Annotated in this window: 15 protein-coding genes; 13 read left to right on the forward strand and 2 right to left on the reverse strand. The window is 50.7% G+C overall.

Going from position 1 to position 16,850, the window contains the following annotated elements:
- From HAP95_RS16790 to HAP95_RS16815, 6 genes are all read left to right on the forward strand, one after another.
- Positions 1 to 389: PqiC family protein (locus HAP95_RS16790; protein WP_215885270.1), on the forward strand; the 389-nt coding region annotated here is incomplete at its 5' end.
- The gene (locus tag HAP95_RS16795) at positions 386 to 1,888 is read left to right on the forward strand and encodes an MFS transporter (RefSeq protein ID WP_215885271.1); all 1,503 of its coding nucleotides are present in this window, start codon (positions 386 to 388) and stop codon (positions 1,886 to 1,888) included. The genes HAP95_RS16790 and HAP95_RS16795, both read left to right, overlap by 4 nt.
- 47 nt (positions 1,889 to 1,935) lie before the next feature.
- On the forward strand, positions 1,936 to 2,172 hold the full coding sequence (locus tag HAP95_RS16800) for a DUF4160 domain-containing protein (protein WP_215885272.1): 237 nt from the start codon (positions 1,936 to 1,938) through the stop codon (positions 2,170 to 2,172).
- Positions 2,173 to 2,743: 571 nt separating this feature from the next.
- A complete protein-coding gene (locus tag HAP95_RS16805; protein WP_226832881.1) occupies positions 2,744 to 3,019 on the forward strand; it encodes a DUF2249 domain-containing protein in 276 nt (91 codons plus the stop codon).
- Between the two features lie 48 nt (positions 3,020 to 3,067).
- Positions 3,068 to 3,586, forward strand: coding sequence for a hemerythrin domain-containing protein (locus tag HAP95_RS16810; RefSeq protein ID WP_215885273.1), 519 nt, complete (start codon positions 3,068 to 3,070; stop codon positions 3,584 to 3,586).
- 1,643 nt (positions 3,587 to 5,229) lie between these two features.
- On the forward strand, positions 5,230 to 5,544 hold the full coding sequence (locus HAP95_RS16815) for a hypothetical protein (RefSeq protein ID WP_215885274.1): 315 nt from the start codon (positions 5,230 to 5,232) through the stop codon (positions 5,542 to 5,544).
- A gap of 245 nt (positions 5,545 to 5,789) precedes the next feature.
- On the opposite strand, the gene HAP95_RS16820 is transcribed toward HAP95_RS16815, so the two are convergent.
- Both HAP95_RS16820 and HAP95_RS16825 read right to left on the reverse strand, forming a co-directional pair.
- On the reverse strand, positions 5,790 to 6,524 hold the full coding sequence (locus HAP95_RS16820; protein ID WP_215885275.1) for a response regulator transcription factor: 735 nt from the start codon (positions 6,522 to 6,524) through the stop codon (positions 5,790 to 5,792).
- Between the two features lie 3 nt (positions 6,525 to 6,527).
- The gene (locus HAP95_RS16825) at positions 6,528 to 9,269 is read right to left on the reverse strand and encodes an ATP-binding protein (protein ID WP_215885276.1); all 2,742 of its coding nucleotides are present in this window, start codon (positions 9,267 to 9,269) and stop codon (positions 6,528 to 6,530) included.
- A gap of 343 nt (positions 9,270 to 9,612) precedes the next feature.
- On the opposite strand from HAP95_RS16825, the gene HAP95_RS16830 reads away from it, so the two are divergent.
- From HAP95_RS16830 to HAP95_RS16860, 7 genes are all read left to right on the forward strand, one after another.
- On the forward strand, positions 9,613 to 9,705 hold the full coding sequence (locus tag HAP95_RS16830) for a potassium ABC transporter ATPase (protein ID WP_031574309.1): 93 nt from the start codon (positions 9,613 to 9,615) through the stop codon (positions 9,703 to 9,705).
- Positions 9,702 to 11,456 (forward strand): potassium-transporting ATPase subunit KdpA, encoded by a 1,755-nt coding sequence (gene kdpA / locus HAP95_RS16835; RefSeq protein ID WP_215885277.1) that lies wholly within the window; start codon positions 9,702 to 9,704, stop codon positions 11,454 to 11,456. The genes HAP95_RS16830 and kdpA overlap by 4 nt, the downstream gene beginning before the upstream one ends.
- 13 nt (positions 11,457 to 11,469) lie before the next feature.
- On the forward strand, positions 11,470 to 13,536 hold the full coding sequence (gene kdpB, locus HAP95_RS16840) for a potassium-transporting ATPase subunit KdpB (RefSeq protein ID WP_215885278.1): 2,067 nt from the start codon (positions 11,470 to 11,472) through the stop codon (positions 13,534 to 13,536).
- Between the two features lie 86 nt (positions 13,537 to 13,622).
- Positions 13,623 to 14,228, forward strand: a complete 606-nt coding sequence (gene kdpC / locus HAP95_RS16845; protein WP_215885283.1) for a potassium-transporting ATPase subunit KdpC — start codon at positions 13,623 to 13,625, stop codon at positions 14,226 to 14,228.
- A gap of 145 nt (positions 14,229 to 14,373) precedes the next feature.
- Complete coding sequence (locus HAP95_RS16850) at positions 14,374 to 14,577, forward strand: hypothetical protein (RefSeq protein ID WP_215885279.1); 204 nt, start codon at positions 14,374 to 14,376, stop codon at positions 14,575 to 14,577.
- A 206-nt stretch (positions 14,578 to 14,783) separates the two neighbouring features.
- Positions 14,784 to 15,761, forward strand: a complete 978-nt coding sequence (proB, locus tag HAP95_RS16855; protein ID WP_215885280.1) for a glutamate 5-kinase — start codon at positions 14,784 to 14,786, stop codon at positions 15,759 to 15,761.
- A 22-nt stretch (positions 15,762 to 15,783) separates the two neighbouring features.
- Positions 15,784 to 16,850 (forward strand): outer membrane beta-barrel protein (locus HAP95_RS16860; RefSeq protein ID WP_215885281.1); only part of this gene is annotated, 1,067 nt, incomplete at its 3' end.

The raw sequence follows: 16,850 nt of genomic DNA on the forward strand, positions 1-16,850 counted from the left end.
TGACCACGCTCCAGGGTAAACATCGTCTGGACGTTGCCGGTCATGTCCGCTGGGCGGCGCCTCTGGGCGGTATGGCGCAAAAAGTGCTGGCCCAGGATCTGGCAAGCGCATTGCCGGATAAAACCGTGCTCATGCCCGGGGATCCCATACCGAATGGCCCTTATCTTCTGGTCAAAATCAACGTCCAGAGTTTCATCCCCAGTGATGATGGCAAGGTCTTTTTGCAGGCCGACTGGTTTATCAGCCGTATGCCCGATGGGCACCTCCAAACCCAGGGACGCAGTCATTTTTATCGGGGCAATATCCCTTCCAGCCCCACCGCGCAAGCTGCTGCCATGAGCCAGTTACTGGAAAGGCTCTCTGGGGAATTGGCGCATCATTTGGGATGAACATCCACAAAAACGGGCATACTTCCACCCGGCATGCGTATTTAAATCCCCTGAAGCTCATTGAAGCACTGCTTCAACAGGAAAAAAACTGGCTGAATGCCATACCCAGACTGCGAGCCATCATTTTACTGGCCCTGACTCAGGGCCTCGCCAGTCTCAATCTGGCCGCTCTGGGTACAGTGGCGCCGGCATTGGAAAGCAGCATGCATATTGGCAACATTGGTTATGGCCTGCTGTCTACCGCCTCCATACTCACCGGCGCTGCAGCAGCTCTGCCCGTGGGTATCCTCGGTGACCGCCAGCGCCGTGTTCCATTACTCATAAAACTGATCGTCTTATGGGCAATAGCCATGCTCCTGAGTGGGATAAGTCCCAGCTATTACTGGTTCCTGCTGACGCAAATGCTGGCTGGAGCGGCCGGAGTTTCCGTTGGTCCGATCATTGCCTCTCTTTCGGGTGATTTATTTCCACCCTCATGGCGTGGACGAGCCTTCGGATTGATTGTCGGTGGAGAATTATTGGGAGCAGGTATCGGCATGATTCTGGCTGGCACCGTCAACACACTCAGCAACTGGCGCACGGTTTTTTTTGTACTGGCCATTATGGCGATTCTGCTTGCCTATTTATTATGGAAAGGCATGCGCGAACCCCAACGCAACAACATGGAGAAACTCGCTTTAGAACTGACCCAAAAAAATTCTACCAGGCAGGACCACGCCCAAGTAACAACCAACAGGCGCTATTTGCTCGAAGATATTCGCAAAAAATCCATTCAACCGGTCAGCAAAAGGATATTGCAGGAAGATCCCACCCAATGGCACTGGTTTCGGGCCGCAAAAACCATTCTCAGTATTCCCAGCAATGTGGTACTGATTTCTGCATCCTCCGCCGGGTATTTTTATTTTACCGGACTGCTGGCTTTCGGCATTCTCTATCTGACTCAACGCTTCCATATTAATACGATGGCGGCCAGCAGCCTTTTTGTCGGTGCGGGTTTAGGCGGCATTGGCGGGGTTATCGCCAGCGGTTGGATAGCCGACTGGTTATTACGCAAAGGACTGATTACGGCAAGAGTATGGGTTACTGGAATAGCCTTCCTGCTCACCATTCCGTTTTTTCTGCTGGCCCTGAATACCAACAATCAGGTTCTCGAATTTATCTGGCTGTTTTGGGGGTCTGCCGCATTGGGAGCCACCAACCCCACGCTGGATGCCGCGCGCCTGGATATTATGCACTCACGGCTCTGGGGGCGTGCAGAAGGGATTCGAATATCCTTGCGGTATATTCTTGAAGCCGCCGCACCCTTTGCCTTTGGTTGGGTATCCACCCACTTTTCTGAAAGCTACTGCCAACTCCAACATTGTGGAAATGGTTATGGCCTGCGCATTACTTTTGGAATTTTTACGATTTTGCTATTGGTAGCCACTATTCTCATGCTTTCTGCCGTTTTCACCTATCCTCGCGATGTGGCAACCGCGCTGTTTTCTCATAATCGGTAACTGAGCGGCGTACCTTGCGGGTTATTTTTGAAGGGACTCCTATCAGCATGTTTTACGGTATCTTGATTCAGATGCTCTGGCAGGATCATGCACCGTCACACTTTCATGCCTTGTACGGGGAATATGAGGTGCTCAAAGACATCCATACGCTGGAGATTATCCAGGGCGAAATGCCCAGCCGGGCGCAGATGTTAGTGTTGGAATGGGCACAGGAACATCGGACCGAACTCATGGGGAATTGGGAGCTATACACACACAACCAGGGGCCCCTTGAGAAAACGTAAAATATCGTACGATAAGTTTCCTACCAGTCAGAAAACAGTCGGGTCTGGGAATTTTATGGGAAGGTTACGGGTGAAATAGCCAGCGGTAATGTCCAGTCAGCAACGCTCGCATATAGAAAAGTTTGCGCAATAGTCAGTGACTTCCTGTTTTTACCCATCCCCCACGTTAAACGGGTCGATAACACCGCGAGAAGCACTTGAAGAAGCTGGAGCGACAGGCCATCAAGCGCTCAAACTCGCGCTCAACTATCACTCGGATACACTATGAGGTGTACTGGGACTGCTTATGGTATTCACCACAATTCCATTGCCTTTCGCTTTGCGTTTTGATTTTCACCACATACTGGCTGGACTGCTGACAATATTCAGGATCATCCATCTCCTTCTGGTCCTTTATGCAGCCTTGGGTCGGCACGGGAATACCAAGTCGATCCGCCCAAAGAATGGATGATATGTACCGGCCGACAAAAATCTGATGTTTCTTGACCAAGATCAAAGAAATGCTTTATCGAAATGTTCGACTATCACGCACAGATGTTTCACTATGATCCATTATCAATGGAGGGAAGCTATGACTACAAACATCCCACCCCAGCCTCATATGCATCTTCGTGCCGACGCTACCTATCCCTTTGACGCGCGTGGCGTAGCCAAACGCTTTCGCCATGCCGCCATTTTTGGGGCCTTGGATGCTCTACACAGCGGAGAAGCTATGGATTTCATTAATGACCACGATCCATTGCCGCTTCTCGACCAACTACGCAGCCGTTATGGTGAGGGGATCGATTGGGTTTACCTGGAACGCGCACCACACATGATACGGATTCGCTTCAGCAAGAAGGATTAAGGGCTAATCCGTAAAAGGGGTACAGTTACGCCCATAGGGGATACCATCATGCAGTTGTTTTCCACGGCTCCCAGCTTTGACGATCCCATTGGACTCTTGATGGCCTGCCATAATCGAATTTTAGGTCATTGTGAAACATTGGAACGCTTGCCTGGACATCTCTCTGCTCACGGCTCTGATGACGAGGTGCGTCAGGCGATCAGGCGTATCCTCCGATATTTCCACACGGCGGCTCGCCTACATCATGCGGATGAGGAAGAAAATCTCTTTCCTCTTCTGCTCGCCCACGTTGACTTTCCTTTTCATATGCGTGCGCCATTGCGCGATCTCGCCCTTCAGCATCGCGAGTTGGAGGCTGCATGGGAAGATCTTGCCAAGGATTTGGAAGATGTTTCTATGGGTCACAGGAGGACTCTTTCCCCGGAGCGTTTTATTTCTATGCATCGGGCCCACATTGCCCTTGAAAACGATGAAATCTTCCCGATCGCTGCACGTTTGTTGTCCGTCGCCATTCTGGACGAGATCGGTAGCGCCATGCGAATGCGTCGATCAGGGGTGAAACCATGACTCATGTTGTCAGAATGCTGGACGGCCGCTTCCGCTGCTTATGTATACCTCGCGATTATGTATAGCATCTACGGCGGTGTGGCTGAATACCCTGTAACTATTGATCTTGCTGTAGATTGTTGCGCCCGGATGATAAACATAATCTGAGTGATACGTTGAAGTGATGATTCTTCTACTGGAGGTCATCATCATAAAACTTACCAATCCACTTTACTCCTTTCCTGAGGCAATCCTTCTCGCCAGTGTGCTTGCGCCGCACATGGACTCGTACACAGCCATGCACCTCCTGCAGTCAGGAGTTGGAATTGATGTAATTGCGCTTTGGCTCGGGCACGAAAATCCCGCGACCCATCACTACGTGGAAGCTGATTTGGCTATGAAGGAGCGGGCGCTCGCACATCTGCAAGAACCATGTGCAACCACAAGCCGTTATCACGCACCTGACTCTCTGATGGAATTTCTAAAAGGGCTTTGATTATGTAGATCTCGCGAGCCTACCTCAGCCACACAAGCCAATCGTAGCAAGGCTCGTGTCTTTACTGCTATACATAATCGCGAGGTATACATAACGCTGCCATGCTGCCGTTCGAAGTCGGGGTTCCACCTGCCATTAAATTATCAGGGTCTCGAACTTCTATTGGATCGGTTACCTTCCTCGCTTTTGGAGGAAACCATGAGCAACAGGAGATTTGAGATGTTTACGGTTCGTCAGTTTTGGTACGGATGCGCCAAGGCGACATCGACTGCAGAATTGCCCATGCTAGTGTAGTGTATCTGTTTAACACCTGAGAATTATGACTATACTGCATAGGTCGGCGCATCATTGTTGCCATATTAGCCATTTTTAGATTGGATATTGCGCCATGAAAACTGAAGAACCTAAAACGCATCTGGATTGGTATACTGTGGTCAGAGGATTGCGAGCGGATGACCCGTGAGGTTGAGGAAGGTTCTGGGCGGTGTAGTGTCTGTTACCAACTTTATTTGCACAAAATTTAGAGGGCTTGGGTTCGATCAGACATAAAGTTACCAACTTTATTTATTTTTGAAAATTTCGATGTGCCAATTTTACTGGCTTAGGCCGGATAAAAGTTACCAACTTTATTTGTATCTTACAGATGTTGTTAACGGACAATAGAGTATCATCCCCGACAACTTATACCAAAATCATACATAGTTCGTGAGCTAGATCTTGTAATATGATGTAATTTAACACTAAAGCACATATATTTATACTATGTATTTTTTTGGCTATACATACCTTGTCGACGTTCGATACCACTTTCTGACACACAAAATGGTAAAGATTGAAGACACTCGACTTCCCATACAGTGTCAAAAAGCCTTAGTGAATGGTCAGTTTTCATCATAAATCTGGATTACTCAGCCTCGAAAACACCTGCATTTTGCAAATGCACCAAATTTTTTAATAAGCTAATGATCCATATTCCGCGATATGGGGTGGTAAAAACCCAATGCTGAAAGATGGTTAACAAATGACGCTGATTAACCCTTCTGGCGACCGCTGTAGAGCCGCCGCCATCTCGGCATACTCGGGCAATGGCTGCCGAGGATCCAGCCAGTTCCTTTGGTGTAGCTTGCTGCCGCAAAAGCCCCAATTTCTTACGGCCCATGAGTCTAGCATGGGCAATACTGCAGTCGGTGTCACCTTGGCGCATCCGTACCAAAATCTGACGAACCGTAAATATCTCAAATCTCCTGTTGCTCATGGTTCCCTCCAAAAGCGAGCAAAGGTAACCGATCCAATAGAAGTTCGAGACCCTGATAATTTAATGGCAGGTGGCACCCCGACTACGAACGGCAGCATGGCAGCGGAAGCGGTCGTTCGGTGGACTGGCCATCCTATTCTCGAAACCTGTCACTATGACCGTTATCACACAGTGCCAGTGACTGGCCAATTTTCAGCAGAAATAAACGTCTTTATTACTCATCCATAAAAGCATCAGTATTTTGATAATACATCGAATTTTTCAATGGACTAATGACTTATATTCCGCGATATGAGGTGGAAAAACCCGATATTGAAAGATGGTTAACGAATGACGCTGATTAACAGTCATGAATGACCGCCTACACGCTATAACACACTGAAGCAGCGCAATAATCAGAAAATATTGATCTGGTCATGGTTGAACCATTTTGATTCTCCACAGATGACTATGAGCCAATGGCTAGCGAGAAATTATTGATCAACGAGCCGATAACCAAAGCCTTTGTCCGTAAGCAGATACTCCGGAGCTTCCGGGTCGTCCTCGATTTTTTCCCGTAATCGTTTGATATAAAGACGTACATAATGTTTCTGTTCAGTACTGTGTGTACCCCATATGGATGTAAGGATGACCCGATAGGACAGTACCCGTCCCTGATTTATGGCAAGAAGATGTAACAGCTCATATTCCTTGGGCGTCAAATCAATCACCTTCCCATTTTTGCGCACACAGTGGGTAGGATCATCAATTTCCAGTTCCCCAATAACCCAACAACGCGGGTTATCTTCCAGCACCCCTACCGGTTTTTTGCGCAGATGGGCCCGCAAGCGGGCAAATAATTCACCGATGGTAAAGGGTTTGGTCAAATAATCATCAGCGCCTTCATCCAGGGCCTGCACTTTGTCCATTTCATGTCCTCGGGCAGAGATGACCACAATGAGCGGCTGTTCTCCACTCTGAGTGCGTAGACGACGAATCATGCTTTGACCATCACCATCGGGCAAGCCCAGGTCCAGAAGCAGAAGTGCAAAGCAATGCCCTTGTTGTAATTGATATTTTTCATAGGCTTTCCAGGCATCTCTGAGGGTACGTTCCCAATGCAGACAATAACCGGGTTCCCGGTCCATGGCAGACTGTAGAAATGCGCCAATGCCCGGATCATCTTCTACCAGAAGAATATCTATGTTTTCTTTATGGTTATTAGGCATTTATCACTCCTCTTCGGAGGGAATAAGGGGTTCCGCTTCGCGTGGGATGGCAAAGCAGAATACCGCACCATGCACCGCAACACGGTTACGCACCCAGATACGCCCATTATGGAGTTCAATAATGGCTTTGCAGATGGCCAAACCCAGGCCACTTCCACCCAGGCCCACCGGGGGCTTGACCTGACTGAAACGACCAAATATTTCCTGCTCACGGCCAGAGGGAACGCCGAATCCATGGTCGATGACGCAAACGACAATCTCTTTTTCATCAGCATAGGCTTCCAGTTCAATGTCGCGGCCCGGCGGACTGTAACGACAGGCATTTTCAACCAGATTGGTCAGTACCTGCACAATCAGCTGGGGATCAACATGCAGGAGCGGCAGATTTCTGGCGATTCTGGTTTGAAACGGATGCTCTGTACAAAGAGATTTTACCTGTTCGCGCGTGCTGACCAATAAATCTTCCAGCGGGGTCCATTCCTTCTGAATCTGGAGGCGCCCGGATTGGAGTGCAGCCATATGTAAAATACGTTCAACGGTATGCTCCATTTTTTCCGTTTGTTGGCGGATGTTTTCCAGAAGTAACCGATCTTCAGAGCTGAGTCCCTGGGCATTGCGCTGCAAAGTGGTTGCCGTACCCAGGACACCCGCAAGGGGGGTTCTCAAATCGTGCGATACGGCACCCAACAGGGCATTTTGTAGTTGTTCGACGCGCAAGCGCACATCCGCCTCCGTGCGCTGCAAGGAAGCCTGGGCTGAATCCAGGGCGACCGCGATCAGGCGCACCACCGTTTCCAGAAAACGTAACCAGTCAGTCGGGGCGCGGCGTAAATCAAGGTCGGCCAGCATGACCACGCCCAAAGAGCGCTCATTGATTATCATGGGCATGAAAAGTGCCGGAAGATCGGCCAGGGTATTGGTACTCATTCCCGCATTTTTCCTGTTCTGGAAGCACCAACGCGCAGCAGCCTGGAGTTTTCGCTGTAGTGAATCTGTCTGATCTGGTTCTGGAAACTGTTTGAGTGGGCCTTCAGATTTTTCGGTGGCGGGGAGCCAGAATGCCACAGAAATGCCCAGTGTCTGCTCCAGTTTTTCGATACTCGCGTTGAGAATCCCTTCTACCCCACGCGCACTACTCAGCACCTGAACCAATTGGTAAAGGTTACGTACCCGGCGCTCACGAATACGGGCCATCAACTCCTGTTCTCGTGAACGGGCGACCAACTGGCTGATCAAAAGAATCAGGGACAAAATTAGCGCGAAATAGGCCAGTGAGCCTAAAGTCGTGGGCAAGCCTTTTCCCAGCCCGAAAGAGTAATAGCTGACTGCGGCGGTGACAAATGTGATCAAAGACGGCCAGCGTCCATAGAGTAGTGCGGCACCTACCGCGCCCAGCATGTACAGCATGAAAATGCCCGCAAAGCCCAGGTAGGCTTCCAGCATCCAGGCCAGCCCGCTCAAAACCAGGCCCAGTAACGCACCAAGAATAAAATGGCGGTTGCGGATGCGGCGTCGTAAAGGCGAATCCATGACCCCCAGATATTGCTGGTTTCGCAAACGCTGATCTTCTGAAATCGGTTTTTTGGCAGGAATGGGATGAATGATGATATCCATGCTGCGCTCACTGTTCAGAAGATGCGCAGTCAGTGATCCGGGCCACCACCACAAGAATTTCCGTAAACCTTGCGCCTGACCCAGCACAATCTGGGTCACGTCACGTAATCGTGCGTAGGCCAGGATTTCCGCGCCAATATTCACGCCGGTCAGACGAGCCGTTTCTGCACCCAGGCTTTCGGCAAGGTGCAGATGATTCCAGATCCATGCCTGGGTTTCGGCTTTTTGCATCAGACCGCGTGGGGTATCCACATGAATGACGAGCCAATCCGCCCGTTGTGCCGTAGCGAGATGATAAGTAGCGCGGACCAGATGTTCATCCTCTGGACGCCCACTGATTGCCGCCAACAAACGATCCCGGCTTCCGCTACGGCGTTCCTCCTCAGGATTTTGTAGCTGAAATTGGCGCAACTCCAAGTCGACTCGGTCTGCCGCCAGACGCAGGGCAAGTTGCCGCAGCGCAATCAGATTCCCTTTGCGAAAAAAATGCGACATCGCCCGTTGGCCGCGATCTCCCAGATACACTTTGCCTTCTTTGAGGCGCTGCAGGAGGTCTTCATCGCTAATATCCACCAGAACGACTTCATCGGCCTGCTGGATCAGATGGTCGGGTACCGTTTCCTGTACTTTGATGCCCGTAATCTGCTGGACCACTTCGTGTGCACTTTCCAGATGCTGGACATTAATGGTGGTGGCTACTGAGATACCGGCATCCAGCAGTTCTTCCAGATCCTGCCAACGCTTTTTATGACGCGATCCTGGTGCATTGCTGTGGGCCAGTTCATCCAGCAAAAGCAGCCCGGGACGACGACTGAGGGCGGCGTCCAGATCAAATTCCTCCAGCACCACATTTTTATAGGGCAAATGTTGGCGTGGCAGCATGGGGAGCGCATCTGCCAAAGCCTGGGTCTCATGACGCTGATGGGTTTCAACGACCCCTATCAACGCATCTACCCCTTTAGCCATCTCCTGCTGCCCAAAACGCAGCATGGCGTAGGTTTTTCCCACGCCTGGTGCGGCTCCAAAGAAAATTTTCAGTCGACCGCGCTGTTGTTTGATTTCCTCCTGCTGGACCTGGGCCAGGAGAGCATCGGGGTCGGGACGACCATCGCTACGGTCATTATCGTCCATGCTGGGCTCGTGGAAATTGAGGATGCTGGGCCATAGAAGAATTTCCTGTTTTCGCTGTTCTGCGCGTTGAGCATAAGTGAAATTCCAGAGAAGACCAAGAAAACCCAGAATGACGTGAACAATCGGCAGTTTATACAGAATTTATACGGAATTTATACGAGATTTATATGGAATTTATAGATCACGAATGGTTACGCTTTCAGAGTGGCTGTACCCGCAGAATTCAAGGCCGCCTGCAACAGAAGGAGTAGGTTATGGTTATTATTTATCTGGTTATTATTATTGCCTTTTTTATGGCATCCATGGGGGTGGTACACCTTCTCGACAAACTCAGGAGTATCAAATGACTGCCTTTGTATGGATAGGACTGGGACTGGGCGCCATGCTTTTTGTCTATCTGCTGGCCTTTCTCATTAATCCGGAGAAATATTTATGATCCCCACACTGCTACTCACTGCCACAGTCCTGGTGGTGACCATTGTTCTGGCCATTCCACTCGGTGCCTATATGCATCGGGTTTACGCGGGAGAGATGTTTTGGGCCTCCCGGCTACTGGGGCCTGTAGAGCGTCTCACCTACCGCCTGATTGGTACGTCTCCGGAACGGGAGATGGACTGGAAACGCTACGCCTTGGCCATCCTCTTGTTTAATCTGGCAGGAGGGCTGTTTTTATATGTATTACTCCTGTTGCAAGGCCATCTCCCATTTAACCCCATGCATTTTTCCGGTGTTGCACCGGGTTCCGCCTTCAATACTGCAGTCAGTTTTATCACCAATACCAACTGGCAGGATTATTCCGGCGGTTCCACCATGAGCTATCTGTCCCAGATGCTGGGTTTAACCGTACAGAATTTCCTTTCGGCAGCCACCGGCATTGTGATTCTGCTGCCGATTATCCGCGCCCTGGTCCGTCATAACACCAAAGATCTGGGCAATTTTTGGGTGGATATGACCCGGACCGTGCTTTATGTCCTGATCCCCTTGTCGGTGATTTTTTCCTTGATATTGATGCAGCAAGGGGTGGTTCAGACCTTGAGCGGGGCCATTCATGCGGACCTGATTGCACCCTTCACTTCGGGGGGTAAAACCATACTGCAGCAAGTCATCCATATCGGACCGGTGGCCTCCCAGGAATCCATCATGATGCTGGGCAATAACGGCGGCGGTTTTTTTAACATGAATGATGCCCATCCTTTTGAAAATCCCACCGGATTGACCAACTTTCTGGAAACGATAGCGATGATTCTCATCCCGGTAGGATTGGTTTTCCTGTTTGGACAGATGACCAAAGCCCGGAAAACGGCCTGGGCTATTCTGGTCTCCATGTTGATTCTGTTTATCCCGCTGACACTGGTCAGCCAGCATTTTGAACTGGCGGGAAATCCGATTTTTCATCAATTGGATGTGACCCAAACGAACCATGCGGCGCTCGCCGGGGGGGGCAATATGGAAGGCGTGGAAGACCGCATTGGTGCAGGGGCATCGGCCCTGTTTGCGACGGTGGCTACAGCGACTTCCACGGGTGCGGCCAACTGTGCGTATGACTCGTTCATTCCCCTCAGCGGCGGTATCAATCTGTTTTTGATGCAACTGGGTGAAGTCGTTTTCGGAGGCGTCGGTTCTGGTCTTGCCAGTTTCTTGGCCTTTATGATTTTCGCAGTGTTTCTGGGCGGACTGATGGTCGGACGCACCCCGGAGTTTTTGGGTAAAAAAATCGGCTCGTTTGAAATCAAAATGACTTCCTTGTCCATTTTGATCATGCCGTTGTTCGTGTTGATCGGCACCGCTATTGCTGCAACAACGGTGGCGGGACGTGCTGGTGTTTTTAATCCGGGCCCGCATGGGTTCAGCGAAATGCTCTATGCCGTGACCAGTCCCGCCAACAATAACGGTAGTGCTTTTGGCGGACTCAGTAGTGATACCCGCTTTTACAACCTGTTAACCGGGATTTGTATTTTATTTGGCCGTTACTGGGTGTATCTGCCGCTGCTGGCACTGGCGGGTGCCCTGGCGGAGAAAAAGAAAACCCCGGCGGGATCAGGCACTCTGTCCACGCATACGCCCATTTTCATCGGCTTGACCGTGGGCGTCATTCTCCTGGTTGGCGCGCTGAACTTCTTTCCGGCACTGGCCTTGGGACCGATTGCAGAGCAATTGGCACCGGTCAGTCATGTCATGACGCACTAAAGGAATCCTGACGATGGAATCTACGCATAAACATGAGGTAAACCCGATTGATTGGAAAGACCAGAGCAAAGGGGCGCTCTGGGACAGCTTTAGTATGCTTTCGCCCCGAGTGCAAATGCGCAATCCGGTCATGTTCGTCGTCTATATCGGCTCCTGGTTGCTGTTGGCCCTGTTTTTCCATGATCTGATTGCGCGTAATGGCGAAGCCCTATTCACCGGGGTCATCGATCTCTGGCTCTGGCTAACCCTGCTTTTCGCGAATTATGGAGAGGCCCTGGCCGAACGGCAGGGGGAAGCCCAGGCCAATAGCCTACGGCAAAGCCGTCATGAAATGGTGGCCAAAAAATTGGCCAAACCCGAACGCAATGCAGCCTACCAGGAAGTTCCCGGAGCCAGCTTGCGCACGGGTGACGTCATTCTGGTAGAAGCCGGTGATTTTATACCGACAGATGGTGAGGCTATCGCCGGTGTAGCAGCCGTCGATGAAAGTGCCATCACCGGAGAAAGTGCACCGGTCATTCGGGAAGGAGGTGGGGACCGCAGTGCGGTAACCGGCGGCACCCGCGTGATCTCGGACTGGCTCATCGTAAAGGTGACCCAGGAAGCGGGGAATACGTTTCTGGATAAAATGATCAGCATGGTCGAGGGGGCTGCGAGACGCAAAACCCCCAATGAAGTGGCGCTCAGCATTCTCCTGGTCATTTTGACCTTGGTGTTTCTGGTCGTGACGATAACGCTTTATCCGTTCTCCTGGTATAGCGTCCATTACGCCAGTCATTCCGGCTCCGTCATCAGTCTGCCGGTCTTGATCGCCCTGCTGGTGTGTTTGATTCCCACAACCATCGGCGCACTTTTGCCAGCCATTGGCATAGCTGGCATTGTTCGCCTGCTGAAAGCCAATGTCGTGGCGACTTCCGGCCGGGCCATAGAAGCCGCTGGGGATGTGGACATACTCATGCTGGACAAGACGGGCACCATTACCTACGGAAATCGTGCGGCGGCTGCTTTTTATCCGGTTGCCGGAACGTCCCAGGCCCTGCTGGCCGAAGCGGCTCGTCGGGCTTCCCTGGCCGATGAAACCCCGGAAGGGAAAAGTATTGTGGCATTGGCCTTGAAGCATTTTCCTGACCAGACCGAAGCGTTGCCAGCCTTTGCCACCTTAATTACCTTTACGGCCGAAACCCGTATGAGCGGGGTGGATTGGGATGGACAGCAGATCCGCAAGGGGGCGCCCGATGCCATGAAAGCCTGGATAAAAAATTTGCAGGGAAGCTGGCCGGAAGGCTTGGATGCCATTATCGAGAAAATCGCCGCAGGGGGTGCAACGCCGCTGGTGGTCTGTTCTGGTACCCAGGTGCTCGGGGCGATTGAGCTGCGGGATATCGTCAAAACCGGAATCAAGGAACGCTTTGCCCAGTTACGGGAAATGGGCATCCGTACCGTGATGGTAACGGGAGATAATCCCCTGACGGCTGCCGCCATTGCGGCGGAGGCCGGTGTCGATGATTATCTGGCGGAAGCCAAACCGGAAACCAAGCTTGCGCGTATTCGTCAATATCAGGATGAAGGATATATGGTGGCGATGACGGGGGATGGCACCAATGACTCGCCAGCCCTCGCCCAGGCCGATGTGGGGCTGTGCATGGCCAGTGGTACCCAGGCCGCGCGTGAAGCTTCGAATATGGTGGATATGGATTCCAATCCAACGAAATTGCTGGATATTGTCCATATTGGCAAGCAGTTGTTGATGACCCGGGGTGGCTTGACCACCTTTAGCGTGGCCAACGATATTGCTAAATATTTTGCCATCATTCCAGCGGCTTTTATCTCCACTTATCCGCAATTATCGGCACTCAACATCATGGGCTTGAGTTCTCCGGATACCGCGATCATGTCCGCCGTGATTTTTAATGCGCTCATTATTCCCATTCTGATTCCTCTGGCGTTGAAAGGCGTCAAATTCCGGGCGGACAGCGCGCAGAACATTTTGCGCCGGAATGTCTGGATATACGGGTTGGGAGGCATCATTGCGCCTTTCATCGGGATCAAGTTGATCGACCTTTTACTGACGGTTTTATAGGAGGATTCCACATGAACAAGCCACTCGAAAACGCTTCGAGACCGAATGCACAGGATGGGGATCATCAAGGGGTACGGGCAGCGGTGATGGGAGATCTTAAAAGCACTTTACTGCTTTTTCTCCTGTTAGTGGTGATAACCGGGCTGATTTATCCCTTAACGATGACGGGCGTCGGACAATTGCTGTTTCCTCATCAGGCAAATGGCTCGCTGATTAAAGAACATGGGCGCGTGGTGGGTTCTGCCTTGATTGGACAGTATTTCCGCGAACCGGAGTACTTCTGGAGTCGCCCCTCCGCGACTTCGCCGATGCCCTATAACGCAGCGGGTTCCAGTGCTTCCAATCTGGGGCCGAACAATCCGGTATTGGCACAACATGTGGCTGCCCGCGTCAAAGCGCTCAAGGCTGCGGACCCTGCAGAAAAAGGCCGGGTTCCGGTGGATCTGGTTACCTCCTCGGCGAGCGGACTGGATCCGGACATCAGTATTGCAGCCGCCCGTTATCAGATACCACGCATCGCCAAGGCGGGAGGCTTGGATCCGACGGTTTTGCAGCATCTGGTTCAGGAAAACACCCACTATCCCTTGCTGGGTTACATCGGCGAACCGGTGGTCAATGTCCTGAAACTCAATCTGGCTTTGCACGCACGCTATGCTCAGAAACATCCTGAAGCAAATCACGTGACCCATTAATACGAGTTTTTTGCAGCTTGTTCCTGCAGGGTTATTACCCTGCAGTTTTTTAATCACTTTATGACAGCTTCCACCTGAATTTTGTCTAGACTCAGCGGAAAAGCAGGATGAAAAGGAAACCCTAGACATTAAGGAGAACTCAATAATGACTACGCTGAAAGAGAGATTGCTTGAGGCAGAATGGGCTGGTTATCACTGGGCCATGGAGCATCCTGATGCTACCAGTGAAGATGTAGAGAATGCCTGTGACAACTATTATCCCCAAGCCATATCCGGGGTGCTGGCTTATGCCTTTGAAAGAGGCCGGGCAATGGCCCGTGAGGGGAAAACACCCGAACCGATGGAATGACACGCACCGCAGTGAATGATTTTATATCCTATGGGAAGCCTTAAAAAAAGGCATTGATGCGTTAGGCGCACATGCATCGCTCATTCCTGATTAATTCCGCATTTTTATATGAACATTATACAACATTTATATTGAATTTATAGACGCATCTCGGATAACCTTGCGGTGTTGACGAAAACATCAATTTTTGACAAATGGAGGTTTTGATGATCAATAAACTGGTTGAAACCACAGCCAAGCTTTCTACATTACCCAGCCGCACCACGCTGCAGAAAAAGTCGCAGCGATGGGTCATTAAAATTGGCAGCAGCTTGCTCACTTCGGAAGATTACCAACTGAATCTGGTGGCCATCCGACATTTTGTAGAACAGATATTACGCCTTCGGGAACGGGGCATAGAAGTGGTCCTGGTGTCTTCTGGGTCCGTCAGTGTGGGCAAAGGACATTTGGGTTTGGCCGGAAAAACGCTGCCAGCCGAACAAAGGCAAGCCGCTGCCAGCGTCGGGCAGACAGCCCTGATGCATGCCTATGAAAATCTTTTGGCACAGGAAGGAGTGCATTGCGGGCAAATCCTGCTGACCCAGGACAATTTCAAGGATCGTAAGCGCCGAAAAAAAACCTTATCTGCCATTAATATGCTCATGAAAATGAATATGTTGCCCATATTGAACGAAAATGATGCCCTGGCAGATTCTGAAAACCAGTTTGGCAACAACGATCATCTGGCCGCAGTCATCAGCCGGTTGTGGCATGGGGATTTGATGGTCCTATTGACGGATCAGGCGGGCTTGTATGATGCAGATCCGCGTATTCAGGTTGACGCCCAGATGATTCATGAAGGTATGGCTGGTGATCCGCGCTATGAAGAGATGGCGGGGGGAAGTGGTACCGCTGTGGGTACCGGCGGTATGCGGACTAAAGTCGATGCCGCAGCCTATGCCGCTGTTTCAGGCTCAACGACAGTGATTGCCAGTGGGCACATTCCTGACGTGCTGCTGCGATTACAACGGGGTGAACGTTTGGGGACTTTTTTGCGCTCTAAAAAATTCGACCAGATGTGGCTCAAAGTACGTCGGACCACCTTACAAAAAACGACGTATTCCTTACTTGGAGTGGCTGTGAAATTGTCCAATACGAATTCCAAGCAGCACCGTTTCTATAATTCCTCATATTGCTACAGATGATATGCAATCAGGAGAAATAATCATGCTTCTGTGCTCGGTTCAAAAAAATAAAACGGTTTTTTTACGGCACCGTCTGATTGGTTCCGCTTGTCTGATGCTTTGTGGAATCGCGATTGCCGGCGTTGCCAATGCCAGTCCATTGACGTTACCCAACCCTTTGACGTTCTCTGCCGGACCATCGGGAAAAATTGACGTGCAAGGCATTGCCAGTGGCATGGCCTTCTATCAGGATAATCCTCAGGGGTCTCCAGGTACTTTGGGTGCCAAACGGGAGGGCGCTGATATCACCAATGGCATGGTGATTATCCAGAAAGAAAATGGCCCGATTCAGTTTGACATTCAAGCAGGGGCTTACAGCTTCCCTACGTTGGCTGCATCTATTCCCTCGGCATCTGGTAGTACCAACGAGTTTGGTGCATTGCCCGTGGCTTATTTAAAAATTGTGCCATCATCAAATTTTTCAGTCGAAATTGGTCAATTACCGACATTGATCGGTGTTGAGGATGGATTTACCTACCAGAATATCAATATCGAGCGGGGCTTACTTTGGGATATGGAGCCCATCATCAGTCGTGGAATCCAGTTCAATGCCAGTGCAGGACCTTTAAGCGCCTCGCTTTCCTTGAATGATGGTTATTTTTCTAATCGCTACAATGTCATGAGTGGATCCCTGAGTTACGCTATTAACGGTTCCAATACTCTCGGTTTATATGCGGATGGGGCACTAGGAAAATCACGAACAACATCGAATGACTCTGCCTATAGTTCTTACGGCAACGAGAGCCAGATTTATGGTGTTGACTACGAATATAGTTCGGGTCCATGGTTGATTGAACCCTATTTCCAGTACATGCACACACCCAAGTCGACACATCTAGGCATACCGCACGCATTCGATAATTATGGCGGCGCTCTATTGGCCGACTATAGCTTTACCCAAACAATCTCTTTGGGTGCGCGTGCCGAGTATCTGGAAGTGGGCGGAAAAACGGGTGAGGGGCTTAACGCCATCGCTTCATCACTGACTGACCTCCCCGCCGATTCCCACGCCTGGTCCATCACGCTGACCCCGACCTATCAGAGTGGCGG

This window comes from Acidithiobacillus sulfurivorans, from assembly GCF_018853815.1.
GTDB classification, from domain to species: Bacteria; Pseudomonadota; Gammaproteobacteria; order Acidithiobacillales; family Acidithiobacillaceae; genus Acidithiobacillus; species Acidithiobacillus sulfurivorans.